Origin of the sequence: Anoxybacillus sp. EFIL, from assembly GCF_013096955.1 — a bacterium.
Lineage (GTDB): Bacteria > Bacillota > Bacilli > Bacillales > Anoxybacillaceae > Anoxybacillus > Anoxybacillus ayderensis.
The window spans coordinates 129,513-156,472 of record NZ_SDLH01000004.1; the positions used below are offsets into that span (position 1 = coordinate 129,513).

Here is a 26,960-nt window from a genome sequence, read left to right on the forward strand (position 1 = left end):
TGAAGGGAAAATTATAGCCACTCATTTACATGTTGTAAAAGTTCCGTAAGCGGCGCATGATATACACGGATAGGCGGTAAAGATTGCAAAAAATATTTACTGTATGATGCGGTTAATAAACGTTGGTCTAAAACGAAAATGATCCCGCGATCTTCTTTTGTGCGAATTAATCGTCCGAATCCTTGTTTAAAGCGCAAAATCGCTTGTGGCAACGATAAATCGTAAAATGGATTGCCCCCTTTTGAACGAATATAATCGCTTTTTGCCGCCATGACCGGATCGTCTGGTGGAGCGAAAGGTAAACGAACGATAACGACGCATGTCACTTCATCTCCCGGAAGATCTACCCCTTCCCAAAAGCTACTTGTCCCAAATAAAATGGCTTGCTCAAACTGTTGAAAATGGCGTGTTAATTTAGCTGCATTGCCTCCGCTCACTCCTTGCGCAAGCAATACAAATGATTGCTCGTCATTGAGCTGTTTAGCAAATGCATACGTTTGTTTCAATAGCTCATACGACGTAAATAATACGAGCATTCGTCCTTTCGTATGTTTAGCGATACGTATTATTTGTTGTGCCGCTTGCTCAGCGTATTGTTCAACCGTAGCGGAAGGAAACGTCGGCAAATCGGTCGGAACCATAAGCGCTGCTTGTTTTTCATATGAAAATGGCGACGGAATGGTACGTGTAAACGGATAAAAATCATCGAGACCAAGCCGTGAAATCATGAATGAAAAACGATTGTTTGTCGTTAACGTAGCCGACGTTAAAATGACGCTTCGCTTACGTGAAAATAGTTGATCTGCAAAAAACTGGGCTAAATCAAGCGGCTGTGAAATAACCGTAACCGCATTGACCGCCGCTTTTGTATCTACCTCTAGCCAGCGGACGATGTCGTCATCGTCGCTCGTGAGTAAATGTTGTAACGTATATAAAACGTCTATAAACGTTGTAAAAGGTTTGACATCTTCTTTCGGAACATCGTTCATCATATATGACAATTGCTGTACATCGCTCATAATACGCATAAGCAATTCTATCGTTCCGCTCCATTCTTTTCCGTACTCTTTCCAAGGAACGAAACGGTAACGGATGCGACCGTCCCCTTTTTGTCGGCGCAGTACGTAATGGCGAAGAGATTGAAACAGTTGATTTAGTTCATATTCTAAATCCCCAAGAAGCGAGCGAAGTGCGCCCATTTGGTGCACCGTGGCTATATCGTTCATCCGCGTCCATAATAGCCGAACGTACTCATATGACACGTGCCGTCCGAAAAAATGAGCAGCGACATCTTCCAAATGGTGTGCCTCATCGATAATAAGCTGTTCGTGTGGCGGCAAAAACTTTTCGTCTGCTGTTAAATCATGCATAACGAACGAGTGATTTGTAATAATCACATGCGCATGTTTCGCTTTTTCTTTAGCGCGCACAAAAAAATCGTGTTCTTCATTTGTTTCATCGCTATGCACCTCTTCCCAAAATAGCGCTCCCCCTGCAGTTAAGTTTAATTCATCGACATCTCCTGTTTCCGTTTCCGTTAGCCAAACGAGCAATTGACATTTTGTTAAAGCAATATCATAGTTTGCATCGACATGTTTTAACGTACGGGCAAATTTTCGCACGCTCATATAGTTTCGTTTACCTTTTAACATCGCGGTCGTAAATGAAAAAGGAACGAGCTTAGCGACGCGTGGTAATTCTTTTTCAATCATTTGTTTTTGCAACTGGAGGGTATGTGTGCTAATGACGACAGGGCGCTGTTGTGTTACTGCATAAAACGCTGCAGGAAGTAAATAAGCGAGCGTTTTTCCAACGCCTGTTCCTGCTTCAATGAGCGCATGTTGACACGTTTGCAACGCTTCGTTTACGTCGATCATCATTTGCTGTTGCCCGTCGCGATATTCAAATGGCGCAACAAACGGATTTGTCGCAAGCCATTGTGAAAAAGACGGAACATGTTCATTCCGTTCTTCACGTTTCGGCAAAAACCATGCTTTTAAAGCGATTCCTTCATATTCAACGACTGATTCATCCGGTTGAACCGTGCGTTCTTTTTTAGCAATGAAATGATTGAACAGAGCGGTCAAATCGCTTTTTAACGGTTGGCTATGTCGGCGTAATTGCTTTAATGTCACAAGCGGTAAGCGAGATAGCTTGTGAAGTAAAAAAAGAAGAAGTTGGGCAGTCGCTTCCGCGTCGTAATCGGCTTGATGTGGGCGATCGTGCGCAAGCGACAACGATTCAGCTAAATGGCTAAGCTTATAACTTGATTGTGTCGGCATGAGAAAACGTGCGAGCTCTACCGTATCTAAAAGCCGACATGTCGGTGGTTGTACCCCGCTACGAATAAATTCCTCTTGCAAAAACGCCCAATCAAAATGGACGTTATGGGCAACAAAATAAGCTCCTTCCCATTTTTCAACAAGCATCGGTGCAATATGATGAAACGAAGGAGCATCATGCACCATCGTATCATTAATGCCTGTTAACTGTTGAATAAATGGCGGGATGTCCCGCTCAGGCTGAATAAATGTTGAAAAACGTTCGCTAACTTTGCCGTCCTCGATGACGACAAAACCAATTTGAATGATACGATCTTCTTTTTTCGGGGCATTTCCTGTCGTTTCAATATCGACGACGACAAAGCGATCATTCATATTTCTCCACCTCACATGTATAACAAACAAAAAGAGGCGGCATGGCTCCCGTTATAAAACGGTCGCCGCCGGCTCTTGAACAATAAGCTCTTTAATGCGATTATGCTCGTCCATAATCGCGATTTTCGGACGGTGTGAAGCGACTTTTTCTTCTGGTACGAGCACATATGAAATGACGATAATGACATCGTCTTTTTGAACGAGACGAGCTGCTGCCCCGTTCAAACAAAACACGCCGCTCCCTCTTTCGCCTGGAATAATATATGTTTCAAATCGTGCACCGTTATTGTTATTTACAATTTGCACTTTTTCATTTGGAACCATGCCGACTGCATCTAAAATATCTTCATCGATCGTAATGCTGCCAACATAGTTTAAATTCGCTTCTGTCACGCGAGCACGGTGAATTTTAGCGTTCATTAATGTGCGAAACATGATGTTTCCCCCTTATTGTACGTTCATAACGATATTATCAATCAAACGAGCGTTTGTAAACCGCACAGCGAGCGCAATAATGATATTTCCTTGCAACGTTTGAATTGGCTTTAATTCAGGATACGAATACATTTCAACATAATCAATCACACCGCTTGTATGTTGTTCGATATGATGCACAATGGCTTGTCGTACCTTCTCTACGTTGCGTTCCCCAGCTTCGATGCATGCTTTTCCTTTTTGTAAAGCAGCATATAATGCAGGGGCTTCTTGTCGCTCACGCTCGCTTAAATATACGTTGCGCGAGCTTTTAGCAAGTCCGTCCTCTTCACGAACGGTCGGAACGACAATTAACTCAATCGGAAAATGAAAATCCCGAATAAGCCCATCGATCACAGCGACTTGTTGTGCATCTTTCATTCCGAAATAGGCGCGATGTGGCATGACAATATGAAATAGTTTCGTCACAACCGTCGCAACACCATCAAAATGACCTGGGCGCGATTTTCCACAAAGCACATCGACGCGCTCATGCACTTTCACCGTCACAGATGGCTCGTGTGGGTACATTTCATCGACGGATGGATAAAAAACAATGTCGACACCTGCCTGTTTAGCCATTTCACAATCGCGTTCAAAATCGCGCGGATAACGATCAAAGTCTTCATTTGGTCCGAATTGGAGCGGATTGACAAAAATACTTAAAACAACGATGTCATTTTCTTGGCGTGCTCGTTTTAATAATGCGACATGCCCTTCATGTAAATAACCCATCGTCGGTACAAAACCGATTGTTTTTCCTTTTTGTCGTTCAGCAATGATATGCGCTTGCATTTGCTTAATTTTTTCAATGATAACCACCTTATTTCCCTCCATACAATGCAATCCATTGTTGCTCGTTCATCGTAAATGATTGTTCATCGCTCGGGAATTGACGTGTTTTGACGTCAGCAACATACTCGGCAAGCGCTTGTTGCATCGTTTGTTGAACGTTCGCATATTGTTTAACAAACTTTGGCACACGGTCTACACCATATCCAAGCACATCGTGATAAACGAGCACTTGTCCGTCAGTACCAACTCCCGCTCCAATGCCAATCGTCGGAATCGTTAGTTGTTTCGTGATCGCCTCTCCAAGTTGTTTCGGCACACATTCTAACACGAGCGCGATCGCTCCTGCTTGCTCACACGCTTTCGCTTCTTCTAAAAGACGCTTTGCACTTTCGGCATCTTTTCCTTGCACTTTATATCCTCCTAATACGCCGACCGATTGTGGCGTTAAGCCGAGATGGGCAACAACAGGAACGCCCATTTCTGTTAAAGCAGAAATGACTTGCAATACGGAACCTGCTCCTTCTACTTTTACAGCATTTGCACCGGATTGTTGCATGATCGCTTTTGCATGTTGCAAAGCGTCGTTCACCGTACTATAAGACATAAAAGGCATGTCTGTGACGATAAACGTATTCGGTGCACCACGTCGAACAGCTTTCGTATGATGAATCATATCTTCAACTGTTACAGGGATCGTTGAGTCGTATCCTAATACGACCATGCCGAGCGAGTCGCCAACTAAAATCATATCAACACCGGCCGCTTCAGCAAGCTTGGCTGACGGATAATCGTAAGCCGTCAGCATAACGATTGGCTCGTGATTTTTTTTCATGCGAAGAAAATCTAATTTTGTTTTCATATACATCCTCCTCTCATATGCAGAGGAAATGGACAAAAAAAGCCTTCTTTCTGCCAACATCGAGAAAGAAGGACTTTTTGTTTCGCTCCATCCCTCTGTCCCCGTCCGCTTCATCGGATCAAGGCAGAAATCATTTTCAACGTATCGTCCATGCGTGGTGCAGTTCTTACAAAGATACTGCCCAATTTCAACCGCTTTCATTTTAACAAATATTTCGAAATTTTCCTACTGTTTTTTTATTTCAATATCTGCTGAGTAAATGTAATGAATCGCTCCGTCTTCTGTTTGTACTTTTAATGTCCCCGAATCTGTAATGCCAAGTGCAACACCGCGAATCGCTCCGTTTAGCGTACGCGCTACAATTTGTTGACCAATCGTTACCGCATAACCTTCCCACAACAGTTTAATTGGTAAAAATCCGTGCTGTAAATATTGTTCATATAACTGTTCTAATTTTTGCAATAACGTTTGAACAATTTTCGGACGATGAAACGTTCGTCCTGTTTCGATCGCAAGCGATGTCGCAATCGAGGCAATATCGCTTGGAAATTGTGTTTGATTGACGTTCATGCCAATGCCGACGATGACCGCCCGCACTTGATCGGGATCCGCTTGCAATTCTGTTAAAATGCCCACAACTTTTTTCCCGTTGATTAATACATCGTTTGGCCATTTAATGTCTGGTACGATGCTTGTTACTTCTTGAATCGCTTGGGCAACCGCAACGGCAACTAAAAGCGTCAGCTGAGGTGCTTGTTGTGGCGGAACGGACGGACGTAAAATGACGCTCATCCAAATGCCTGTTCCTTTCGGTGAATGCCATGATCGGTTTAAACGTCCTCTTCCTGCTGTTTGTTCCTCAGCAATGACAATCGTTCCTTCTTCGGCACCTTCGTGCGCAAGTTGATGGGCTAATTGTTGCGTGGATGGCACGCTTTCTTGATCGTATACGTTCCAACCAAAACGTTTCGTTTTTAACCCAAGTTGTAATTCATTCGCGTTCAGTTTGTCAGGCATTTGTTTTAGGCGATAGCCGAGCCTTCGAACAGCTTCGACCTCAAACCCTTCTTTTCTTAAGTCTTCAATATGTTTCCAAACTGCTGTTCGTGAGCAACCGAGCAGCTCGCTAATTTTTTGTCCCGATAAAAATGACTCGCCTGCTTCTGTAAATAGTTTCAATAGTTGTTTTCTCGTCTCTGATTGCACACCGCCCACTCCTTTAACTTCTCTTTCTCGTTTTCCACTTGACGATGCAGTACGGCACGCTCGATATTTTCAATCATTTCAGCTAACCACGGACCGGATTTTCTTTCGAATAACGCAAGCAAATCGTGACCGTTGATCGCAAGCTCTTTCCGATCACGAATCGGCAACGCTTCCCACTGTTTCATTAACAGAGACACATGCGGTTCGTCACCATAAAGCGCTGCGCGTGTACGCTCGATATGCGGAATGTACGGTCCGTACTCATACAGTGCATCGATTGTCCAATCCGCAAGAGAACGAATATGTTCGAGCGCTTTTAAACAAATCGAAACGTCGCGAATGAGGTGGTTTGGCAATTTCCATTTTTTCAATTGTTGGTTGTCAAAATGGACGACAAATGCTAATCGCGCCCACGCTTCAATGCGATGAGCTGGCACAAGTGAAGAAGCACCGAGTTGAGCAAGCTCTCCTTTTTTTGTCGCAAGCTCAGGCAAGTACAAAAATAAATTCGTTTCCATTAAAAGCTCGATCGCTTTAGACATGAACGGGCCGAGCAACAACTTTTCGAATTCAACCGCTATGCGCTCAACTGCAATATGTTGTAATAAATGACCGTATTGCATGATCGCTTGTTTTGTCCCTGTTGATAAAGAAAAGCCCAGCTGACTAACAAATCGAAGCGCGCGCATCATTCGCAACGCATCTTCGTTAAATCGCTCTGCGGCATCGCCAACTGTTTCGATGATGCGTCGTTTTAACGCTTCGATTCCGCCAAACGGATCGATCATCTCACCGTGTTCATTCATCGCAATGGCGTTCATCGTAAAATCCCGTCGCTGCAAATCTTCATAAAGAGAACGAACAAACGTGACGTCTTTCGGTCTTCGATAATCTTCGTAACGCCCCTCTTTTCGAAATGTCGTCACTTCATATGAAATGCCGCGCTCAATGACCATCACTGTTCCGTGAGCAATACCAACGGGGACGGTTTTCGGGAAGATGGCCATCACTTCTTGCGGGTGGGCGGATGTCGCAATATCAATATCTCCGATTGGTCTTTGCAATATGTAGTCACGAACTGCGCCGCCGACAAAATACGCTTCATGCCCGTGACGTTTTAATGTTTCAATGACAGAAAGCGCCTGTTGAAATTGTTCGTTCATCATTCATCCCCTTTAAGTTGAAAATAAATGTGTTCATATTGTGCCACAATTCGCTCGGAATAAAATTTTTCATACACCGTTTCATACGCCTTTTGTCCCATCGTTTCCCGAAGATCTTCATCCGTCAATAAGCGAACCGTGTGATGCGCCGCTTCGTTTATATCACCGAGCGCACATAAAAAGCCGTTTTTTCCATCTTCAATCACTTCAGGAATGCCGCCAATCGCAGTTCCTACACAAGGAACGCGACAAGCCATCGCTTCAAGCAAGACGAGACCGAAACTTTCTTTTTCTGACAATAACAATTTTACATCGCTCATTGAATATAACTCCGCTAAGTTTTCTTGTTTTCCTAAAAAACGAACGTGATCGCATAGTTTTAATTCTTTTACAAGGCGACAAACGACCGTCATTTCCGGTCCATCGCCGACAAGAAGCAATTTCGCAGGGACTTGTTTCACGACGAGCGCAAACGTGCGAACGACATCGCATACCCGCTTCACTTTACGAAAATTCGAAACGTGAATGATCACTTTTTCATGCGGGGCGATGCCGTATTGACGACGAAGTTCATCATTTCGCTGTTTGCTGTATACACGTTCATCAACGAAGTTGTACACCGTTTGAATTGGCTTTTGTACGTCAAGTAGCTCATACGTTTGAATCGCTAACGCATTCGATACCGCCGTTACAACATCTGATTGTTCAATGCCAAATTTAATTAAGTCGCTTAATGACGGGTCGTATCCAAGAACGGTAATATCTGTCCCGTGTAGCGTCGTCACAATTTTCAAATGGTCGCCGACCATTTGTTTTGCTAAAAAGGCGCAAAGGGCGTGCGGAACAGCGTAATGTGCATGAATAATATCTAGCTGCTCCCGCTTTGCCACTTCCGCGATTTTGCTCGCCAACGCTAAATCGTATGGCGGATATTGAAATACAGAATACTGATTGACTGTCACTTCATGATAATAAATGTTTGGATACACTTTATTTAGCCGAAACGGAATGCTTGAAGAAATAAAATGAATATCATGACCGCGTTCGGCAAGCATTTTTCCTAATTCCGTCGCAACGACTCCAGAGCCGCCGACTGACGGATAACAAACAATTCCTATTTTCAGTTTCATCGTTCTTCCCCTAACAAGTCATGTGCAAGTATAAGTGGTTTTTTTGAAATAAATCCTTCCGCAAACGAAACACCAACTTCTTTTCCGAACAATCGCTCGCGGCTTTCAACGGTTTCAATATAGCCGTTTGTTAACGGTGTGTCAACTGAACCGCTCATTCGTTCAAACTGGCTTTCATATGCTCGTAAACTCGCCAATTTTTTGTCGATCGTATCGCTAATATCAACGACAAAATGAGGGCGATGAAATCCGTTAATCATATAAAAATAAACCGCTTGCACGCGATGAGGGGGAAGTTCTCCGTAACGGCGAATAGCGGCTGAAAACACCGCTTCTTCCACTAACTTCGCACATTGTCCATGATCGGGATGGCGATCTTCCCAATATGGTGCAAATACGATGCGCGGCCGATACGTACGAATGACAGTCACGATCGGATCAATATGCTCCTTTTGGATCGTTAATCCTCGATCAGGAAGTTTTAGCTGTATGCGCGTGCGAACGCCGAGAATGTCGGCTGCCCGCTTCGCCTCTTGTTGCCGAATATGTACGGTTCCGTTCGATGAAAGTTCTGCTAGCGTCAAATCGCATATGCCGATGTCATATCCTTGTTGGGCGTATTTCGCAATCGTCCCACCCATTCCGATCTCTACGTCGTCCGGATGGGCGCCAAACGCTAACATATGCATTATTGTTTTCCTCTCTTCACAATATTTCGCCATGCAAAATCGCCACGCTCTAAACCGTGTATGAGCACCTCAGCTGTTCCCATGTTCGTCGCTAACGGAATGGCATACACGTCACAAAGGCGAATGAGCGCGCTCACATCTGGTTCATGTGGTTGGGCAGTCAACGGATCGCGAAAAAAAATAACCATATCCATATCGTTATTTGCAATCATCGCACCAATTTGTTGATCGCCGCCAAGCGGGCCAGATTGAAAACGGTGAACAGAAAGACCGGTCGCCTCTTGAATACGCAATCCTGTCGTACCTGTCGCATATAACTCATGTTCCGCTAAAATATGTTGATAAGCTGTCACAAATTGTACCATGTCTTCTTTTTTCTTGTCGTGCGCAATTAATGCAATTTTCATTGTCCTCGCCTCCTTATTCAATTAAATGCTCTAATCCATATACGAGCGTTTCTAGCTTCATCACCGTTTCAACAGCAAAGCGAACGCCTGACATAAATGACGCGCGGTTAAACGAATCGTGACGAATCGTAAGCGTCTGTCCATCGCCACCAAAAATGACTTCTTGATGCGCCACAAGCCCCGGCAAGCGAACGCTATGAATGCGCATGCCGTCATATAATGCACCGCGGGCACCTTCAATCGTCTCTTTCTCAGCTGGATGCCCTTGCATGAATGAAGAACGCACTTGTTGAATGAGCTGGGCCGTTTTTAACGCTGTCCCTGATGGGGCATCAAGCTTTTGATCGTGATGAAGTTCAATGATTTCCACGTGAGGAAAATATTTGGCCGCCATTTGTGCAAATTTCATCATTAAAATGGCACCGATAGCAAAGTTTGGCGCAATGATTGCACCTATTTTTTTCTCTTCAGCAACTTGTGTTAAACGTGCGATATCATCTTCTGTAAATCCCGTCGTACCAACAACAGGCCGAACACCATAGCGCAATGCGATTTCTGTATGAAGTTTTCCGACTTCTGGCGTCGTTAAATCGATCACTACATCCGCTTGCACCGTTTGCAAGCACCGTTCTAAATCGGTAAAAATCGGCGCCTCTATCGCAGGAAAGCCGTCAAGTTCCGCTAACGTTTTTCCTTCATTCATTCGATCTACAACTGCCACGAGTTGAAAATGTTCTGTATGATGAACGAGAGAAACAGCCTCCCGTCCCATTCGTCCACGTGGTCCAGCAATGACAATTCGAATCATCGTTCCTCTTCCTTTCTTGTCCAACGATCGCGATCTCGCGTTTGAAATTTATGCATGACTGCATCATGTGCCTCTTGTAAATCGATATGTAACGAATTCGCCATGCATATAAGTACAAACAATAAATCGCCTAGTTCTTCTTGAATCGTTTTTTCTTGTTCCGTTTTCTTTTTTGGTTTTTCCCCATAATAATGGTTGACTTCACGAGCGAGCTCCCCCAATTCTTCTGTTAAACGAGCGAGCATCGCCAGCGGACTAAAATACCCTTCTTTAAACTGTCCGATGTATGCATCGACTTCTTGTTGTAGTTGCCGCATCGTTTTCTCCATTGCGATCACCTCTTACATTCATGTTAGCCAAAAGTGGGACATTTGACAAATGTTTTTGACGGGTATGCTGACATTCCTCTATAATAAAAAACGCAGTCATATTCAAGGGGTGAAGTTAATGAAGCTAAAAAACGTAGCATTTATTTTACTAGGTTCGGCCATTTTTGCGTTTGGACTTGTCCATTTCAATATGGAAAATAAATTAGCGGAAGGCGGGTTTACAGGAATTACGCTTCTTTTATACTTTTTGTTCGGGATCGATCCTTCGATTTCGAACTTAGTGTTAAATATTCCTCTCTTTTTTATCGGTTGGAAATTGCTCGGGCGAACGACGTTTTTTTATACGATTCTCGGAACGGTTAGTTTATCTGTCTTTCTTTGGATTTTTCAACGATACGGATTTCACATTCCGTTAAATAACGATCTCACGTTAGCTGCGTTGTTTGCAGGGGTATTTATCGGAGTCGGTCTCGGTATTATTTTCCGCTACGGAGGAACAACAGGTGGTGTCGATATTATTGCTCGACTCGTTTATAAATATAAAGGCATTAGTATGGGAAAAACGATGTTTCTATTTGACTCGTGCGTCATTTTTCTCTCGTTGCTTACGTATTTACCTTATCGTGAAGGGATGTATACGCTCGTTGCGGTGTTTGTCGGTGCGCGCGTCATCGACTTTTTACAAGAAGGAGCATATGCAGCAAAAGGGGCAACGATCATTTCTGAAAAAAGCGACTTAATTTGCGAAAAAATTATGACAGAAATGGAACGAGGGGTTACGATTTTAAAAGGAATCGGCTCTTACACAAAACGCGAGCGCGATGTTTTATATTGCGTTGTAGCGAAAAACGAATTATCGCGTTTAAAATCAATTATTACGTCCGTCGACCCGTATGCATTCGTTGCGATTAGCGATGTGCATGATGTGCATGGAGAAGGATTTACGTTAGATGAAAATAAACAACCGCTACATGAATAAAAGCGTCCGACGTTGGACGCTTTTATTGTTTATCCCTTACCATTTTTCGTTCTTTTTCACCACGGTATTTTCGCCACCCTACATACGTTAACGTCATCACGATCATGCCACCGATCGACGTCATCACCCACCAAAGTGAAGGAAGTGCCGTTTCTTTTTTTCCATCCGCAAACAACGCTTGCAAATCTTCTTCCATTTGCCGCAACTCTTTCATTCGCTCCGTTGCATGCAGTTGACGAAAAGCGGGTGCTTCCAAAAGGGAAATATGGGCAGATACACGTTGTACTTGTTCACGATCAGCGTTAATTTTCACGCTCGGTTCAATGAGTTGGTACCGTTGTAAAAATTGATGAAACGCCTGTTGAAACGATTGCTCGTCTTCTCGCTCCATCGCTTGCTTCATCTTGTCAAACGCGGACATGACAGCGTCTTTCATTTCTTTCCAAAGCGGTTGATGTTTGGCGTGAACAGCATCCACCGCAAGCCGAAATTGCGTCAATTGGTTAATTCGTTGTTCCATCGGTACACTTGATGCCGTGACCGCTTTCAACGCTTCTTCGTGTGTAGCTGTTAACACATATATGACATCCATCGAATGAATATCTTCACGAAATAAAGTGAATTGTTGTTCAAAGTATTCCAATAACTGCTTTGCTTCTTGCAAGCGGTCATTTTTTGTTAGCTGAAGCGCTTCGTCAGAAATTTGATCTAGTTTGTCCCATTCATGACCGGTTGCATATACTGTATACGGAAATAAATAAATGATGATAAACATCACGACGAGTCGAATGCGCATCTCCTTGTCCCTCCTTACGATCTTACTATTGAATATATGACCGTAAAAAGAGACATAGACCATGATTTATCGCCGACGTGAAAAAATGTAAGCCACAGCAATCGAAACGATGCTGAGCCAAAACGTAAAATAGCCAATTTGTAACGTATATTGCGCTAACATATGATATTGTGGCATCATGCCAAACACGTAATCGATGACGTCGTTATGCAACGTCCAAATCGCTGCGACAACAACATGAACGAACGACATTCGATAGTGTGGAGCATACAACAACGCTTGCACCGCCATCGCCCCGTGCGATATAACGAGCATCCATCCTGCCCAACCGAGTTGCCCGGTCACAACAAATACAAGCATATTCATCACAACAGCCCAAATGCCATATTTCACAAGCGTTACAACGGCTAACGCTTCCATAAACGGCCAATGCGTATGACGAAGCCATGCCATTAAAACAAATACGAAAAATAAGCTCGCTGTCGGACTATCTGGAACAAACGGAAGAAAGATCGTTGGCGTTTCCGACAATTGTGGTCCGTACCATATGTAACCGTAAATCGTCCCAATGACATTCACGATCAACAAAAGCATAAGAAACGAACGATGCATTAACAAAGTACGTATGTGTAGCATATATTGACCTCCCGTATGTACAAAAAAGCTGACTGATGTTCAGTCAGCTTTTACACATTATTCTGCTTTTAAACCGGCGACAAACTCTGCAAGTTTTTGCAATTCTTCATCTGTACCTTTGAAAATACCTGCAGGCATGCTCCCTTGACCATTTTTAACAATATTAATAACTTCTTCAGGAGATAATCCTGTGCCAACGAGCGATGGTGCCGCTGGGCCCCCTTGCAAGTTTTCACCGTGACATGTTAAACATGTATTTGCTTCTAAGATTTTATATCCTTCTGCATTTTTGTCAATGTCTACTTCCGCACGAATTTTTCCTTGCTCAGCCGCTGCTTCCCAGTCGTGCGTGACGACAGATTCCCATGTTAAGAAAATGATTGCCGCAAGCGTAAGCAACATCATCCCGACAGCAACTGGACGTTTTGATGGACGACGTTCTGGACCACGATCTAAAAACGGCGCAAGCAATAGCGCTCCAAACGCAAGCCCAGGAATAATAATCGCTCCAACAACTGTATATGGACCAGATGCAAACGAGTACTTCAATAGTTGGTATAAGAATAAGAAGTACCAGTCTGGAAGCGGAATATAACTTGTATCTGTCGGATCCGCAATTCGCTCAAGTGGCGACGGATGCGCAACGGTTAAACATAAAAAGCCGATTAAAAAGACGGAGCCGACCATCCATTCTTTTAATAAAAAGTTCGGCCAAAACGCCTCTGTTTTCCCCGGATATTCGGAATAGTCTTTCGGAATGTTCGGCTTGCGTACTGCAGGTACGCGCGAGTCGCCGACAAATTTCATCCCTTTTCCGCGATGCATAGTGTTCCCTCCCTTATGCTAAATTTTACAGTGGACCAGAAATTCCTTGTTTCCGAATCATTAAGAAGTGTGCAGCCATTAATCCTAATAACGCTCCAGGCAAGAAGAAGACGTGAATCGCAAAGAAGCGCGTTAACGTTTGTGCCCCAACGATTTCGTGATGACCCGCTAATAACGTTTTAATCGCTGGACCGATTACTGGTGTCGCCTCAGCAATTTGCAATCCTACTTTCGTCGCAAAGAGCGCTTTCATATCCCAAGGCAATAAGTAGCCTGTGAAACCAAGACCCATCATGACCATAAAAATAAGTACGCCAACGATCCAGTTTAATTCACGTGGCTTTTTGTAAGCACCTTGGAAAAATACGCGCAACGTATGTAAAAACATCATCACGATAACGAGACTTGCTCCCCAGTGATGCATGCCGCGCACAATTTGTCCAAAGGCTACTTCGTTTTGTAAGTAATAAACAGATTCCCAAGCGTTTTTAATATCTGGTACGTAATACATCGTTAAAAACATACCAGATAAAATTTGAATGACTGTCACGAAAAATGTTAATCCACCAAAGCAGTAAACAAAGGCAGAAAAGTGATGCGCAGGGTTTACGTGCTCTGGCACTTCATGGTCTGCGATATCGCGCCACAAAGGCGTAATATCTAGCCGTTCGTCAACCCAATCATAAATCTTATTAAGCATGTATTACGCCTCCCCTCGTGGTTTCGCTTTCCCTAAATACAACGTGCCATCTTTTACTTCGTACTCATATCGATGCAATGGAGCCGTTGGCGGTGTGTTCGGCACGTTCGTTCCGTCCTTTTCATATAAACCGTAGTGACAAGGACAGAAGAAACGGTTCGGATTGCTTTTTTCACCGTTCCAGTTTACCGTACAGCCAAGATGTGTACAAATTGGTGATAGCGCAACGATATCCCCTTTTTCATCTTTAAATACCCAAGCAGATCTTGGCTCTTCTGATTCGTACCACGCGTCTTTTACTTTTACTTTAAAGTCAAAGCGCTGTGGCTCTGTCGTAATGTCTTTTACTTGGGCAACCGCAACCATATCTTGCCCAGCTTCTTCTTTCAAGATCGGATCTAAGGCGAAGCGCACCATCGGTGATAAAATGCCAGCCGCCATAAATCCGCCTACACCTGTTAACGTGTAGTTTAAAAATTGCCGTCTTGACACGCGATGCTTTTTCTCGCTCATCGTTTTCCCCCCTCTATGCGAAGTTAAGTCCATCCGGACGAATTGTTATAACACATATATAAAACTAGGACAACCTAATGATATATCATGTTTCCACCAAGGTCAATATAATGATAGTGTAAACGCTATCTAATTTTTTAACGTCCATTTTGCGACTAACGCATCCATTACTTGTTCCACTTGTTGACGAGCAACTTTTTGCTTATATTCCTCATCCGCATGTTCAAGCGGAAGCGCTGGTACATAAATAAACGAATCATCAGCAACGTCCGCATGTGAAGTGACAAAACATACATGTTGAAATCCCGCTTGTTTAAGCACGTTTGTCCATTCATGCACGCGCGCTTGGATTTGTTCTTGTACGAAATATGTCAATGGTGGAAATAGCATCACCCTCCCTTTAAACTGTCGTTCTACTTCATTTGTAATAAACAACGTATGCTCGCTCATTTCAGCAAACGCTTTCATATTTGTGCTTCCTATCGGTATGCACGGAACGAGCGCTGTATCAACATACTCTTTTGCTTGATGATACGCATCTACATCTTTTGCTGTCCATTTCATTGAAACCACTCCTTATGTTTCCATCTTACACGAAACGCATATGTATTTTTTTGAACATTTTGTGAAAAATATATGCATCGTAAAAAGCGTTGCGAAACCACGAGGTTAACGCAACGCTTTTAATTGTTCGGTCAGCTCGCGAAATTTTTGTTCATCTTGCTGATCAAGCGCCTCGTCAATTAATCGCATAATTTTTTGCCGTTGAAAATGTTGAATCGATTGATGAACGATTGTTTCTACCAGTTGTTCATCTTGTTTATTCACCCGTTTTGGCATGTACGGATTTTCTTCAAGCACCGCCACATATTGTGGCGAATGAAAGGCCCCGCGAAAGTTTAATTGAATGTAAATGTCTTCATCGCGGTTTAACCGAATGTCGTGAAACGATTTTTCTGCATCCGTCGTGATGACGTTTTGCTTATAAAACCGAAACGGTACGTCGTCTACACAATGTGTCGACATCATCATGCCGCGCGGGCAATATTCAGCATGTTCTACAAAATGCACTTTTTCCATCAGCGCATCATGGCTAAGTAAATAGTTTAAAATCCATACACATTCGCGCCGTTTTAATTGGTAATTGTTTAAAAACCAGCGCACGAACTCTTTTTTCTCCCGAACGGAAACCATTCCCTTCCCCCCTTGCATCCGAATGACATCTTCATTCAAATTGCAACATCATGTGGGCAATCTCTTCGTTTGTCGGATCAATACGCAATAGTTGTTCAAATATGTCTTTCGCCCTTTCTCTTCTTCCCTCCTCAAATAAAAAATAGCCAAAATCATATAAAAAGTTTGGGTCATCTTTAAAAAAAGTATATGCCTCTTCATAATGATTTAATGCCTGATCATACATTTCAAGCTTTTGCTTCGCTTTCGCAAGCTCCCACTCAAATTGCGGATCGTATTCCCCTTGATCGAGCGCTTGTTGAATGATACGGACGACATCTTCGTACCGTTCTTCGTGAAACAGCAAGCTTGTCTGTATGAACAACGCTTCTAAATAGCCTGGATCGATACGAAGCGCTTGCTCGATATACCCGATCGCTTCTTCCCGCTTCCCAAGCTTCAATGCAATTTTTCCAGCATATACGAGCAATTCTTTATTCCATTCATCAATCGTTAACCCTTCTTTTGCTATTTCGTAACTTTGTTGTATATCTCCTTCTTGTTCATACGATTTCGCTAAAAATAAATAAAGCGGCACGTATTCGCGATCAAGCGCCTTTAACTCACTTAGTTTGGCAATCGCTGTTTTATATGCTTCCGCTTGATATGCCGTAAATCCGTATTGAAATAACGTGTGAGCATCGAAACGTTCATTTAATGCTTGCTCATAATAAAACATCGCTTGTTCAAATTCACCGAGCAAACTGTATGCTTCCGCCATGCGCTGGGCGATTACTGTACCTGCCATCGTTTTTACTTGCTTCATGACTTTCTCATAATACGGCAAGCTTTTTTGATATTGTCCGCTCGTAAAATATAGCTCAGCTAACGCAAATTGAACAAGCGGTTCGTCGGGCATTTTTTCGTACGCTTTTAATAGTTTTCGCTCACTTACTTCATCTAACCCTTGCATTTGATAAAGATCTGCCATTAACAAGCACGCGCACACGTAATACGGATCGTCTTCTTCTATATCAATCAACAACTCAAGCGCTTCTTCCTCTTTATCCATTTCTGTATATATTTCTGCTAAAAAAAGTTGCAGTTCACGTTCATCTGGATAGCGCGCAAGCAACATGTGAACGAGCGCTTCCGCTTCTTCTAACAACCCCCATGAAAACAATTGATCAGCTAACATATATCGCTCTTCATCGCTTCCGTTTTGTTTCACTTCCTCCGCAAGCGCTAACGCGCGTTCAACGTCACCTTGTTCAACGAGTTGCACGATTTCATCTAGTTTTCCCATCAATCTCACCCTTATCATTCATATCGTCACGCTTTATCATACCATCGAACAAATAAGCATGCAAAAAAAGAAGCTGATCCATGATCGAATCAGCTTTGTAGCATGCGGAGATGGTCAAAAAACGTCGGATATGACACTGCTATCGCTTCCGGACGTTGAAGAGTGACATGTCCTTTTGTGATGCACGATGCGATCGCTAACATCATGCCGATGCGATGGTCGCCATAACTATCGACGAGAACATCGTTCGCATGCAGCGGCGTTTTCCCATGAATAATCATTCCGTCTTCTGTCGCTTCAATATGTGCGCCAAGCTTTCGCAATTCAGACACGACCGTCGCAATTCGATCTGTCTCTTTCACTTTCAACTCGCTCGCATCTGTAATGACTGTCGTTCCTTCTGCTTGCGTTGCCAAAAGAGCAATGATTGGAATTTCATCAATTAATCGCGGAATAATGTCACCACCAATATGCGTTGCCTTTAACGCCGATGTGCGAACAGTGATGTCAGCTACCGGTTCACTTTCTTCGTGGCGAACGTTTTCGATGGAAACGTCTGCTCCCATGTCTTTTAACACATCAATAATCCCTGTGCGCGTCGCGTTTATTCCGACGTGCTTTAGCGTAATTTCGCTGTTTGGAACGATCGCACCAGCGACTAAAAAGAAAGCTGCTGAAGAAATATCCCCTGGCACTTCTATATCGATCGCACGAAGCGTTTGCCGTCCCGTAATAGAGACGCTCAGTCCATCCACGCGCACAGCTGCACCAAATGCCCGCAACATTCGCTCAGTATGATCGCGCGACTGATGTGGTTCGATTACTGTCGTCGTTCCGTCCGCATGCAACCCTGCAAGCAAAATGGCCGATTTCACTTGCGCGCTTGCCACTGGGGAATGATATGTGATTGGCTGGAGTTGTCCGCCACGAATCGCCAACGGTGTGTATCGTCCTTGTTCCCTTCCATCGATGTGTGCGCCCATTTGTTTTAACGGTTTTGTCACACGATCCATCGGCCGTTTAGCGATCGAATCATCCCCAATTAAACAAGCATGGAACGGACAAGCAGCTAAAATGCCTAACAATAAACGTGTCGTTGTACCTGAGTTGCCGACGTTTAATATATGTGTAGGCTCTTTTAAACCGTCAATTCCTTTTCCTTCAATGATCACTTCATTTCCTTGTTGCGCAATGGCTACACCCATTTTCCGAAAACAATCTATTGTACTTAAACAATCTTCCCCTGTTAAAAAGTTTGTCACCCGTGTCGTTCCATTCGCCAATGCTCCAAACATAACGGCACGGTGGGAAATAGACTTATCACCTGGAACAGCAATTTCTCCTCGTAACGCATGGATATTTGTTTTTAAATTCACAATTTCACCCTCTTTTACACAACGTACGTTTCGTAGTTCGTATTTGCTTCAATGCAATGTTTCGCGCGTTGCCGATCATCTTCTGTTTGAAAACTTAAACGAAGCACACCGTAAATATCTTCTCTCGTTTCAATGATGCGAATGTTTGTAATGCTAATACGCTCTTTTGCCAAATAACCGGTAATTTCAGAAATAACCCCCGGATAGTCTGGCACATCAACATATAAATCGTAAAAGGAAGGAATCGCTCCTTTCGTTCGGACAGGCAGCCCATCACGAAACTGTTTCGCCTCACGAAAGTATTGATAAATCCGTTCGCTATCACCGTCCGCAACGTACGTACGAATTTTTTTCATTTCCTCTATCCAACGATCAAACAAATGTAGCAATTCCTCTTTATTATGTATGAAAATATCGCGCCACATTTCTGGGTTGCTAGAAGCAATGCGCGTAATATCACGAAAACCACCTGCCGCTAATCGACTCACAAGCTCATCTTCCCGTTCGTACTGTTGCGCTTGGTGAACGAGGCTTGCCGCAATGATGTGCGGAAAGTGGCTAATGACGCCAGCGATGCGATCATGTTCTTTCGGTGTTAATGTAACAAAGTGTGCTTTCGTTCCTTCAAGCCATCGCTTTAATCGCGTGATTTGTTCTTCTTTTACATGTTCTGTCGGTGTTAAAATGTAAAAGGCATTTTCGAACAAGTGTGCCCGCGCAGCCGCAACTCCGCTTTTATGTGAACCGGCCATCGGATGTCCGCCGATAAACGTGACTCCTTGTTCTAATAACGGCCATGCTTGTTTCACAATGCGCTCTTTCGTACTCCCAACATCTGTGACAATGACGTCTGGTCGTAAAGGAAGAGCGACTAATTCACGAAGCAATTGTTCCGTTTGGGCAACAGGTGCAGCAAGCACGATGACATCCGCCTCACAAGCCGCATGAGCAAACGACGGTACCGCTTCATCAATTACGCCAAGTGAGCGAGCCAAACGCAACGACTCGCCTGATACGTCATACCCAATCATTGTCGCGTCCGGATGCACCCGCTTGATCGCAAGCGCAATCGAACCGCCAATTAAGCCGAGACCGGCAATTAAAACGTTTCCTCGCAAAGTTTTTCCCTTCTTTCTTTCAACATGTTTGTTAACGCTCGGATGATCGTTTCGTTTTGTTCTGCCGATCCGACTGTAATGCGCACAGCTGTCGGAAAACCGAGAGCGCATCCTGAACGTACAATGATGCCACGTTGAAGCAAATACGTAAACACTTCATCACCGCTAAAGCCAAAATCAATTAAAATGAAATTTCCCTCGGACTTGTAGTAGTGCAAACCGTATTGATCACAAAAAGAATAAAATTCGTTTAACCCTTGTTTATTTTTTTGGACACATTGTTGAATAAATGTTTGGTCGTTTAATGCGGCTAATGCAGCGACTTGCGCAAGACGTGATGTATTAAATGGCTCGCGTGCTGGCTCCATCGCTTGTAACATATGCTCATGTCCAATGCCGTATCCGATACGAAGCGCGGCTAACCCGTATGCTTTTGAAAACGTGCGTAAAATCATTATATTTTCATATTGTTGAAGCAAAGAAACGGTATTTGGATAGTCATCCGCTTGCACGTATTCATAATACGCTTCATCGACAACGACGAGCACATGTTTCGGTACTTTTTCTAAAAATGCACGCAAAGAAGCGTCATTGACATACGTACCTGTCGGATTGTTTGGGCTACAAATCCAAACGACGCGCGTATCGTCATCGATCGCTTCAAGCATCGCTTCTAAATGATGATGTCCGTCTCGAAGCGGAATTTCACGCACTTCTGCACCTTCGATGATCGCGTTATGACGATATTGCGGAAACGTTGGTGTAGCCATCACCGTGTTCGTTCCTTTTTGTAAAAAAGCGCGACAAATCATTTGAACAACTTCATCCGACCCGTTTCCAAAAATGAGTTGCTTTTCATTGACGCCAACATGCTTAGCGAGCGCCTCGCGCAACGCTCGGCTATATCCGTCAGGGTACAACGCCAAATGAGCAAGCTCGGCAGTGATCGCTTGCTGAACGAGCGATGAGCAACCGTACGGATTTTCATTTGATGCTAACTTAATGACCGTTTCTAATTGATATTCGCGTTTTACTTCTTCAATCGGTTTGCCCGGTTGATACGGTTTTAGTTGTTTTAGTTGTTGTTTCACTTTCATTTTTTCTCACCCTCATTTTCAGTGGTTCAATGAGCGAAGCGACGTATTGTGAAAAAACGCGAAGCGCCTCTTGACGTGTATGCACATCGTTCAATTCGTCTTGAAGTTGTTCAATTTTTTGTACAATGGCGCTGCCGATGACGATTCCATCACATACATGCTGAAGTCGCTCCACTTGTTCTGCTGTCGAAATGCCGAATCCGACGACAACGGGAACACGGCTATATGATTTCACTTGTTGCAAAAATTCGTGCAATTTTGTCGGCAACGAGTCCCGAACACCTGTGACACCTAATGATGAAACACAATATAAAAACGATTGTGCTTTCGATGCAATCATCGCGATGCGTTCATTAGACGTTGGAGCGACAAGTGAAATATAAGGGATGTCGTACGTTTCGCCTAACGTTCTCATATGCTCGCTCTCTTCGAAAGGCAAATCTGGAATGAGCACACCGCTCGCACCGTTTTGTTGCGCTAAAGCAAAAAAGCGTTCTTCTCCTAATTGTAACACAGGATTATAATACGTAAAGACAATAATCGGAATTTTTACACCTTTTTTTCGCATTTGACCGATGAGAGTAAGCGCTTTTGTTAACGTCATGCCATTTTTCAACGCCCGACTCGCTGCTCGCTGAATAATCGGTCCGTCTGCAAGCGGATCAGAATAAGGAACGCCAAGCTCTAACATCGTTGCCCCTGTCTGCTCAAGAGCGATCGCTAAATCAATCGTCACTTCTTCACACGGATCGCCCGCCACGATAAATGGAATAAAATGTTTCATTCCTGTTCATCCCCTTCCAAATAGTTCATCACTGTCTGCACATCTTTATCCCCTCTTCCTGATAAACAAACGAGAATGATTTCCTCTCGTGAGCGAAGGGGAGCGATTTGAAACGCTTTGGCGAGCGCGTGTGCGGACTCGATAGCTGGGATGATCCCTTCCATTTCTGCTGTCATTTGAAGGGCAGCGATCGCTTCTTCATCTGTGACACTTTCATAGCGAACGCGTCCAATGTGTGCTAAATACGCATGCTCCGGTCCGACACCTGGATAATCTAAACCGGCTGAAATCGAATACGGTTCTGTAATTTGACCGTGCTCATCTTGCAATACGTATGTGAGCGAACCGTGAATGACACCTTTTGTTCCTTTTGTGATTGTGGCGGCGTGTTCCGTTGTATGCACACCTTTTCCAGCCGCTTCAACACCGATACATTCCACGTCATCGTCTAAAAATGGATGAAACATGCCGATCGCGTTACTCCCTCCACCAACACAAGCGATAATTGTATGAGGAAGTTTTCCTTCTGCTTTTAACATTTGTTCGCGCGCTTCTTCCCCGATAATGCGTTGAAATTCCCGTACCATCATCGGATACGGATGAGGTCCAACGACAGAGCCAATCATGTAAAAATGATCATCACAATGCTCGACCCAATAACGAATCGCTTCATTTGTCGCATCTTTTAACGTACGATTGCCACTTGTCACCGGAATGACTTGCGCACCAAGCAATTTCATGCGAAAGACATTTAATGCTTGCCGTTTCACATCTTCTTCGCCCATAAATACTTTGCATTCCATGCCAAAACGAGCGGCAACGGTCGCCGCAGCTACTCCATGTTGCCCTGCCCCTGTTTCAGCAATAATTTTTCTTTTTCCCATTCGTCTCGCTAGCAACGCCTGCCCAATGGCATTGTTAATTTTATGAGCACCTGTATGGTTTAAGTCTTCACGTTTAAAGTACATTTTCGCCCCGCCTAATCGTTCTGTCAAGTTTTTTGCAAACGTTAAAGCGGTCGGTCGTCCCGAATATTCATACAAATGGCGCATATATTCAGCGTGAAACGAAGGATCAGCTAACGCTTCATGCAGTTGTTGTTCGATGTCAGCTAACGGACGCATTAATGTTTCAGGCACAAATTTTCCACCAAACATGCCAAAACGGCCGCGTTCATTTGGTAATGTCAACATGTTTTCACCTTCTGTTCGATTGTTTTTATTTTTTGTTCACTTTTTCGCTCATTTTCTTCAATTCCGCTACTAATGTCTATCCCGAACGGCTCATATGCCAACAATTGTTCAACGTTATCCGGCGTAATTCCCCCTGCGATGAAACAAGGTACACCTTGGCGATTCGCTTCTTCCATGTAATAAGGAACAACGCTCCAATCAAACGAGATACCTGTTCCACCCCATGCTCCTTTTCGGCCGCTATCAATAACAAAACCGTCGGCTATTCCTTTCCAAACGCGCATATATGTCCACGCCTCTGGGGCATGATGAATGGCTTTCCAAACAGGAAGTTGGAACGTTTCTTTTAATTGCTTTACCGTTTGAGTCGTCTCCATCCCATGACATTGAATGATCGATAAAGGAACGTGCGCAAGAACAGAAGCGACAGACGTCATTGTTGGATGAACGAAGACGCCAACAATTTGTTTCGTTTCTAGTTGAACGACAGATAGCCATCTTTTTACATGTTGCGGTTTGACCTTCCGCTTACTTTCAGCAAACACGAATCCGATGTAGTCTGCTTCGCTTTTTGCAACAAGTTGCACATCTTGCAACGAGCGATTGCCACAATATTTCAAAACGGTCATACACAACGCTCCCCAAACAATTCATAAACAGCCGCCCGAACATCTGGCTTGCGCATGAGCGCTTCGCCGACGAGCATCGCATGTGCACCTGCTTGTTGTACCGTCTGCACATCATCGAATGTGTGGATGCCGCTTTCACTAACAATGATGCAATTTGGCAATAGCGGAACGATTTGTTTTGTTACATGAAGCGATGTATGAAACGTCATTAAGTCACGGTTATTAATGCCGATCACTTTCGGTGTGAACCGTTTTAAAATGGCCTCTACCGTGTTTGGAGCATGCACTTCCACTAAACAGTGCAATCCCATTTCGTGCGCTTCTTCATATAATTCGTGTAAAACACTTGGATCGAGCGCCTCACCGATGAGCAAAATTGCATCTGCCCCAATACGGACACTTTCAACAAGCTGTTTGCGATCAATAATAAAGTCTTTACGTAAAACCGGTATTTGAATATGTTTTTTCACCTGCGTGACATATGAGCGATGACCAGCAAAATATCGTTCATCTGTTAATACAGACACAGCATCCGCACCTGCTTGTTCATATGCACGTGCAATATCAACGACATTCATATGTTGTCGAATGACGCCTTTCGACGGCGATGCTTTTTTCACTTCCGCAATTAACCCTAAAAAGCGATGCGGCTTTGCTAATGCGTCATAAAACGAGCGACGAGAAAATCGTTCGCACGGTTCTGGTAATTGTAACGATGCCACTTCTTCTCTTTTCGTTTGCAAAATCGTTTCAAGCATATAGTTCACCTCTTAATCTTTGTAAATACGCATATGCATTGCCGTTCTCAATCGCACGTTTTGCCATATTTACTCCATCTGAAATATTCGACACAACACCAGCGACATATAAAGCAACACCCGCATTTAGTAAAACAACATGAGTTGCACTTTCATTCGCGCAGTTTGCAAACACGCGCTCAATGAGTTGGGCACTTTCATCTACACTATGAACACATATGTCGGACAACCGCCCGCGCGGTAAACCTACATGTTCGGGAGCGATGATGCGTTCAATCATATGTCCGTTTTTTAGTTCAATGAGTTTTGTTTCGGCAGCAATGCTACATTCGTCTAAGCCGTCGCGGCTTGTAACGAATACGGCATGTTCGGTTCCGATTCGCCACAACGCTTCCGCCATTTTTCGCGCATCTTTTTCATCATGTACACCAATCACTTGTCGTTTCGGTTGAGCCGGATTAACGAGCGGTCCAAGCAAATTAAATACCGTTCGCATTTTTAAACTTTGACGAACAGGGGCAACGTGCTTCATCGCTTCGTGATAAAATGGAGCAAATAAAAAGACGAGTCGATGTGTACGCAACGCTTTTTTTGCTTCTTCTTCCGTTTTCGGCATCGGAATGTGAAAATGTTCAATGACATTTGCGCTTCCACTCTTTGATGAAACCGCCCGATTCCCATGTTTTGCAACTGCGACATCGAGCGAAGCAACAAGCAAAGCGACGGCTGTCGAAATGTTAAACGTCCCTTTTCCGTCTCCACCTGTTCCACACGTATCGATCACCGATTCCCCAAGGGAAACCGTCCGCATTCGGTCGCGCATCGCCTGAATAAAGCCGACAAGCTCATCGACCGTTTCACCGCGAAACCGTAATAAAGCTAAAAAAGCTGCCACTTGCTTTTCATCCACTTCCCCGCTCATCATCGCATGCATCGCTTCATACGCCTCATGCTCCGTTAACGTTTCGCTTCTCGCACATTTATGCAGCAACTGTTCAAACACGTTGTTCTCCTCCTTTAAATACGTGCTCTGCAAGCTGAATCGCATGAATTAAAGCGCTCGCTTTATTTCTCGTTTCTTTCCATTCTAGCTCGGGCAATGAATCAGCAACGACTCCCGCCCCTGCTTGCACATATGCTACTTTATTTTTTAACACCGCCGTTCGAATGGCGATGCACGAGTCAATATTGCCGTCGAAGCCGATATATGCAATCGCCCCTGCATATACGTTGCGTGCCGTCGGTTCTAACTCTTGAATAATTTGCATCGCACGAATTTTCGGTGCCCCGCTCACCGTTCCAGCAGGAAAAGCAGCGATTAACGCATCAAGCGGATGAACGTCTTTCCGAAGCGTTCCCGTTACTTTTGAAATTAAATGCATGACATGCGAGAACTTCCCCACTTGCATAAATTGCGGTGTACGAACCGTTCCATACATAGCGACGCGACCAATATCATTGCGGGCAAGATCGACAAGCATATAATGTTCCGCTCGCTCTTTTGGGTCATGAAGCAACTCATTCATAAGCACAGCATCTTCTCGTTCATCTTTTCCGCGACGACGCGTGCCAGCGATCGGATCGATCTCAAGTTCCCGATTTCGTACTTGGATGAGCTTTTCCGGAGAGCTGCCGATAATTTGTTCTTCACCGAGTTGTAAATAAAATAAATACGGCGATGGATTTAATAGACGCAATAATCGATATAGCTCAAGTCCATCAATGGACGTTTCGATCGCAAATCGTTGCGACAAAACCGTTTGAAACACATCTCCGCTTGCAATGTATGATTGAATGTTTTCCACCGCTTTATAAAACGTCTGTCGATCCATATTCGAATGAACACGATCAAACGAAACCGAAATATTTCGATCGAACATCATATGTGCTTGTTCATTACAGCCTTGAACCATTTTGCGCGCAAGCTCATCGATTGTTCGACATGCAGCTTCATACTTTTCTACTCGCTTTGCCTCGTCATCTGTTTCTTGTACACGCACATAATGGATAAGCAACAACTCTTTTTTTACATGATCAAACGCAAAAAGTGATTCACAAACGACGAAATGAACGATTTTCATTTGTAAATCGTTATACGCATGATAAGGAACTTTCTCAATAGAAGAAATAAAATCGTAGCTAATATAACCAACAGCTCCCCCACGAAATGGAACGTCTAATGATAACAGTTGAACGTGAAGATGTTGCTGCATAATAGCAAACGCCTCTTGAATCGTCCCGGTGCACGCTAACACTTGTTTTTGTTCTTTTACAAAAAATTGTTTGCCATCATCGCTTTCAATGGACATGAACGGCCGAATGCCGATGAATGAATAGCGAGACCAAGGCGACACGTCGTCTCCACTTTCAAGCAAAAAGGCTGCCTCATCGCGTAAAGACATAAATAGTTGAATCGGTTGAAGCGTGTCAGCGAAAAACCGACGCACAATCGGAATCGTCCGAAATTGGGAAGCTGTCTGCAAAAATGTAGATATATTCATGATCGTTCTCCTTTCTCGGAGAATGAACATGAGGGGAAACAAAGAGGAAACAAAAAAGC

29 protein-coding genes are annotated in these 26,960 nt (G+C 43.9%); 1 reads left to right on the plus strand and 28 read right to left on the minus strand.

What is annotated here, in order from left to right; translation table 11 throughout:
- Window positions 1-11: 11 nt before the first annotated feature.
- The 11 genes from dinG to ES017_RS08390 all read right to left on the minus strand — a co-directional run bounded on the left by dinG (window position 12) and on the right by ES017_RS08390 (window position 10,517).
- Entirely contained in the window at window positions 12-2,657 is a 2,646-nt protein-coding gene (gene dinG / locus ES017_RS08340; protein ID WP_021094983.1) for an ATP-dependent DNA helicase DinG, read from the minus strand.
- Window positions 2,658-2,708: 51 nt separating this feature from the next.
- Window positions 2,709-3,092, minus strand: a complete 384-nt coding sequence (gene panD, locus ES017_RS08345) for an aspartate 1-decarboxylase (RefSeq protein WP_009373643.1) — start codon at window positions 3,090-3,092, stop codon at window positions 2,709-2,711.
- Between the two features lie 12 nt (window positions 3,093-3,104).
- On the minus strand, window positions 3,105-3,953 hold the full coding sequence (gene panC / locus ES017_RS08350; protein ID WP_021094984.1) for a pantoate--beta-alanine ligase: 849 nt from the start codon (window positions 3,951-3,953) through the stop codon (window positions 3,105-3,107).
- A gap of 1 nt (window position 3,954) precedes the next feature.
- Complete coding sequence (gene panB, locus ES017_RS08355; RefSeq protein ID WP_021094985.1) at window positions 3,955-4,785, minus strand: 3-methyl-2-oxobutanoate hydroxymethyltransferase; 831 nt, start codon at window positions 4,783-4,785, stop codon at window positions 3,955-3,957.
- A 225-nt stretch (window positions 4,786-5,010) separates the two neighbouring features.
- A complete protein-coding gene (locus tag ES017_RS08360; protein WP_021094986.1) occupies window positions 5,011-5,991 on the minus strand; it encodes a bifunctional biotin--[acetyl-CoA-carboxylase] synthetase/biotin operon repressor in 981 nt (326 codons plus the stop codon).
- Window positions 5,961-7,154 carry a CCA tRNA nucleotidyltransferase gene (locus ES017_RS08365; protein ID WP_035063236.1) on the minus strand — a complete coding sequence of 398 codons (1,194 nt, stop codon included), beginning with the start codon at window positions 7,152-7,154 and terminating at the stop codon, window positions 5,961-5,963. The genes ES017_RS08360 and ES017_RS08365 overlap by 31 nt, the downstream gene beginning before the upstream one ends.
- Window positions 7,154-8,284 (minus strand): N-acetyl-alpha-D-glucosaminyl L-malate synthase BshA, encoded by a 1,131-nt coding sequence (gene bshA / locus ES017_RS08370; RefSeq protein WP_021094988.1) that lies wholly within the window; start codon window positions 8,282-8,284, stop codon window positions 7,154-7,156. The genes ES017_RS08365 and bshA overlap by 1 nt, the downstream gene beginning before the upstream one ends.
- Window positions 8,281-8,973 carry a bacillithiol biosynthesis deacetylase BshB1 gene (gene bshB1, locus ES017_RS08375; RefSeq protein WP_167333731.1) on the minus strand — a complete coding sequence of 231 codons (693 nt, stop codon included), beginning with the start codon at window positions 8,971-8,973 and terminating at the stop codon, window positions 8,281-8,283. The genes bshA and bshB1 overlap by 4 nt, the downstream gene beginning before the upstream one ends.
- Window positions 8,973-9,380: a methylglyoxal synthase gene (mgsA, locus tag ES017_RS08380; RefSeq protein ID WP_042535577.1), complete on the minus strand. Its 408-nt coding sequence runs from the start codon at window positions 9,378-9,380 to the stop codon at window positions 8,973-8,975. Before mgsA ends, bshB1 begins: the two co-directional genes overlap by 1 nt.
- 13 nt (window positions 9,381-9,393) lie before the next feature.
- Entirely contained in the window at window positions 9,394-10,188 is a 795-nt protein-coding gene (gene dapB, locus ES017_RS08385) for a 4-hydroxy-tetrahydrodipicolinate reductase (protein WP_042535575.1), read from the minus strand.
- Window positions 10,185-10,517, minus strand: a complete 333-nt coding sequence (locus ES017_RS08390; RefSeq protein ID WP_021094990.1) for a nucleotide pyrophosphohydrolase — start codon at window positions 10,515-10,517, stop codon at window positions 10,185-10,187. Before ES017_RS08390 ends, dapB begins: the two co-directional genes overlap by 4 nt.
- Before the next feature lie 118 nt (window positions 10,518-10,635).
- On the opposite strand from ES017_RS08390, the gene ES017_RS08395 reads away from it, so the two are divergent.
- Complete coding sequence (locus tag ES017_RS08395; protein ID WP_035063237.1) at window positions 10,636-11,496, plus strand: YitT family protein; 861 nt, start codon at window positions 10,636-10,638, stop codon at window positions 11,494-11,496.
- A gap of 22 nt (window positions 11,497-11,518) precedes the next feature.
- Here ES017_RS08395 and ypjB read toward each other — a convergent pair whose 3' ends face one another.
- The 17 genes from ypjB to trpE form a co-directional block, all read right to left on the minus strand.
- Window positions 11,519-12,292, minus strand: a complete 774-nt coding sequence (gene ypjB, locus ES017_RS08400) for a sporulation protein YpjB (RefSeq protein WP_021094992.1) — start codon at window positions 12,290-12,292, stop codon at window positions 11,519-11,521.
- Window positions 12,293-12,358: 66 nt separating this feature from the next.
- Window positions 12,359-12,928, minus strand: coding sequence for a lipoprotein heptaprenylglyceryl N-acetyltransferase LhaT (gene lhaT / locus ES017_RS08405; RefSeq protein ID WP_021094993.1), 570 nt, complete (start codon window positions 12,926-12,928; stop codon window positions 12,359-12,361).
- A 57-nt stretch (window positions 12,929-12,985) separates the two neighbouring features.
- Window positions 12,986-13,753, minus strand: a complete 768-nt coding sequence (locus ES017_RS08410) for a menaquinol-cytochrome c reductase cytochrome b/c subunit (protein WP_021094994.1) — start codon at window positions 13,751-13,753, stop codon at window positions 12,986-12,988.
- A 25-nt stretch (window positions 13,754-13,778) separates the two neighbouring features.
- Window positions 13,779-14,453: a menaquinol-cytochrome c reductase cytochrome b subunit gene (qcrB, locus tag ES017_RS08415; protein WP_006319468.1), complete on the minus strand. Its 675-nt coding sequence runs from the start codon at window positions 14,451-14,453 to the stop codon at window positions 13,779-13,781.
- A gap of 3 nt (window positions 14,454-14,456) precedes the next feature.
- Window positions 14,457-14,966: a Rieske (2Fe-2S) protein gene (locus ES017_RS08420; RefSeq protein WP_021094995.1), complete on the minus strand. Its 510-nt coding sequence runs from the start codon at window positions 14,964-14,966 to the stop codon at window positions 14,457-14,459.
- 129 nt (window positions 14,967-15,095) lie between these two features.
- Window positions 15,096-15,530 carry a YpiF family protein gene (locus tag ES017_RS08425; protein WP_021094996.1) on the minus strand — a complete coding sequence of 145 codons (435 nt, stop codon included), beginning with the start codon at window positions 15,528-15,530 and terminating at the stop codon, window positions 15,096-15,098.
- Window positions 15,531-15,635: 105 nt separating this feature from the next.
- Complete coding sequence (locus ES017_RS08430) at window positions 15,636-16,160, minus strand: ReoY family proteolytic degradation factor (protein ID WP_021094997.1); 525 nt, start codon at window positions 16,158-16,160, stop codon at window positions 15,636-15,638.
- Window positions 16,161-16,191: 31 nt separating this feature from the next.
- Window positions 16,192-17,445 carry a tetratricopeptide repeat protein gene (locus tag ES017_RS08435; RefSeq protein ID WP_021094998.1) on the minus strand — a complete coding sequence of 418 codons (1,254 nt, stop codon included), beginning with the start codon at window positions 17,443-17,445 and terminating at the stop codon, window positions 16,192-16,194.
- Window positions 17,446-17,534: 89 nt separating this feature from the next.
- Window positions 17,535-18,821 carry a 3-phosphoshikimate 1-carboxyvinyltransferase gene (gene aroA, locus ES017_RS08440; RefSeq protein ID WP_021094999.1) on the minus strand — a complete coding sequence of 429 codons (1,287 nt, stop codon included), beginning with the start codon at window positions 18,819-18,821 and terminating at the stop codon, window positions 17,535-17,537.
- Between the two features lie 14 nt (window positions 18,822-18,835).
- A complete protein-coding gene (locus tag ES017_RS08445; RefSeq protein WP_021095000.1) occupies window positions 18,836-19,939 on the minus strand; it encodes a prephenate dehydrogenase in 1,104 nt (367 codons plus the stop codon).
- Window positions 19,921-21,036 carry a histidinol-phosphate transaminase gene (gene hisC, locus ES017_RS08450; RefSeq protein ID WP_021095001.1) on the minus strand — a complete coding sequence of 372 codons (1,116 nt, stop codon included), beginning with the start codon at window positions 21,034-21,036 and terminating at the stop codon, window positions 19,921-19,923. Before hisC ends, ES017_RS08445 begins: the two co-directional genes overlap by 19 nt.
- Entirely contained in the window at window positions 20,978-21,820 is an 843-nt protein-coding gene (trpA, locus tag ES017_RS08455) for a tryptophan synthase subunit alpha (protein WP_021095002.1), read from the minus strand. Before trpA ends, hisC begins: the two co-directional genes overlap by 59 nt.
- Window positions 21,817-23,013: a tryptophan synthase subunit beta gene (gene trpB / locus ES017_RS08460; RefSeq protein ID WP_021095003.1), complete on the minus strand. Its 1,197-nt coding sequence runs from the start codon at window positions 23,011-23,013 to the stop codon at window positions 21,817-21,819. The genes trpA and trpB overlap by 4 nt, the downstream gene beginning before the upstream one ends.
- On the minus strand, window positions 23,007-23,642 hold the full coding sequence (locus tag ES017_RS08465; RefSeq protein WP_021095004.1) for a phosphoribosylanthranilate isomerase: 636 nt from the start codon (window positions 23,640-23,642) through the stop codon (window positions 23,007-23,009). The genes trpB and ES017_RS08465 overlap by 7 nt, the downstream gene beginning before the upstream one ends.
- Window positions 23,639-24,400 carry an indole-3-glycerol phosphate synthase TrpC gene (gene trpC / locus ES017_RS08470; RefSeq protein ID WP_021095005.1) on the minus strand — a complete coding sequence of 254 codons (762 nt, stop codon included), beginning with the start codon at window positions 24,398-24,400 and terminating at the stop codon, window positions 23,639-23,641. The genes ES017_RS08465 and trpC overlap by 4 nt, the downstream gene beginning before the upstream one ends.
- A complete protein-coding gene (gene trpD, locus ES017_RS08475; RefSeq protein ID WP_021095006.1) occupies window positions 24,393-25,403 on the minus strand; it encodes an anthranilate phosphoribosyltransferase in 1,011 nt (336 codons plus the stop codon). Before trpD ends, trpC begins: the two co-directional genes overlap by 8 nt.
- Window positions 25,396-26,901: an anthranilate synthase component I gene (gene trpE, locus ES017_RS08480; RefSeq protein ID WP_021095007.1), complete on the minus strand. Its 1,506-nt coding sequence runs from the start codon at window positions 26,899-26,901 to the stop codon at window positions 25,396-25,398. Before trpE ends, trpD begins: the two co-directional genes overlap by 8 nt.
- Window positions 26,902-26,960: the final 59 nt, after the last annotated feature.

Coding starts and splice junctions, on each gene's coding strand:
- qcrB (WP_006319468.1), bottom strand. CDS start 14,453: ATGCTTAATAAGATTTATGATTGGGTTGACGAACGGCTAGATATTACG.
- panB (WP_021094985.1), bottom strand. CDS start 4,785: ATGAAAACAAAATTAGATTTTCTTCGCATGAAAAAAAATCACGAGCCA.
- ES017_RS08365 (WP_035063236.1), bottom strand. CDS start 7,154: ATGAACGAACAATTTCAACAGGCGCTTTCTGTCATTGAAACATTAAAA.
- ES017_RS08465 (WP_021095004.1), bottom strand. CDS start 23,642: ATGACCGTTTTGAAATATTGTGGCAATCGCTCGTTGCAAGATGTGCAA.
- ES017_RS08425 (WP_021094996.1), bottom strand. CDS start 15,530: ATGAAATGGACAGCAAAAGATGTAGATGCGTATCATCAAGCAAAAGAG.
- trpC (WP_021095005.1), bottom strand. CDS start 24,400: ATGCTTGAAACGATTTTGCAAACGAAAAGAGAAGAAGTGGCATCGTTA.
- bshA (WP_021094988.1), bottom strand. CDS start 8,284: ATGAAACTGAAAATAGGAATTGTTTGTTATCCGTCAGTCGGCGGCTCT.
- ES017_RS08435 (WP_021094998.1), bottom strand. CDS start 17,445: ATGGGAAAACTAGATGAAATCGTGCAACTCGTTGAACAAGGTGACGTT.
- ES017_RS08420 (WP_021094995.1), bottom strand. CDS start 14,966: ATGAGCGAGAAAAAGCATCGCGTGTCAAGACGGCAATTTTTAAACTAC.
- dinG (WP_021094983.1), bottom strand. CDS start 2,657: ATGAATGATCGCTTTGTCGTCGTCGATATTGAAACGACAGGAAATGCC.
- ypjB (WP_021094992.1), bottom strand. CDS start 12,292: ATGCGCATTCGACTCGTCGTGATGTTTATCATCATTTATTTATTTCCG.
- ES017_RS08430 (WP_021094997.1), bottom strand. CDS start 16,160: ATGGTTTCCGTTCGGGAGAAAAAAGAGTTCGTGCGCTGGTTTTTAAAC.
- mgsA (WP_042535577.1), bottom strand. CDS start 9,380: ATGAAAATTGCATTAATTGCGCACGACAAGAAAAAAGAAGACATGGTA.
- panD (WP_009373643.1), bottom strand. CDS start 3,092: ATGTTTCGCACATTAATGAACGCTAAAATTCACCGTGCTCGCGTGACA.
- trpE (WP_021095007.1), bottom strand. CDS start 26,901: ATGAATATATCTACATTTTTGCAGACAGCTTCCCAATTTCGGACGATT.
- ES017_RS08395 (WP_035063237.1), top strand. CDS start 10,636: ATGAAGCTAAAAAACGTAGCATTTATTTTACTAGGTTCGGCCATTTTT.
- ES017_RS08390 (WP_021094990.1), bottom strand. CDS start 10,517: ATGGAGAAAACGATGCGGCAACTACAACAAGAAGTCGATGCATACATC.
- dapB (WP_042535575.1), bottom strand. CDS start 10,188: ATGATTCGAATTGTCATTGCTGGACCACGTGGACGAATGGGACGGGAG.
- hisC (WP_021095001.1), bottom strand. CDS start 21,036: ATGAAAGTGAAACAACAACTAAAACAACTAAAACCGTATCAACCGGGC.
- lhaT (WP_021094993.1), bottom strand. CDS start 12,928: ATGCTACACATACGTACTTTGTTAATGCATCGTTCGTTTCTTATGCTT.
- ES017_RS08410 (WP_021094994.1), bottom strand. CDS start 13,753: ATGCATCGCGGAAAAGGGATGAAATTTGTCGGCGACTCGCGCGTACCT.
- bshB1 (WP_167333731.1), bottom strand. CDS start 8,973: ATGCATATGTTAGCGTTTGGCGCCCATCCGGACGACGTAGAGATCGGA.
- trpB (WP_021095003.1), bottom strand. CDS start 23,013: ATGTTGACATTACCAAATGAACGCGGCCGTTTTGGCATGTTTGGTGGA.
- trpA (WP_021095002.1), bottom strand. CDS start 21,820: ATGAAACATTTTATTCCATTTATCGTGGCGGGCGATCCGTGTGAAGAA.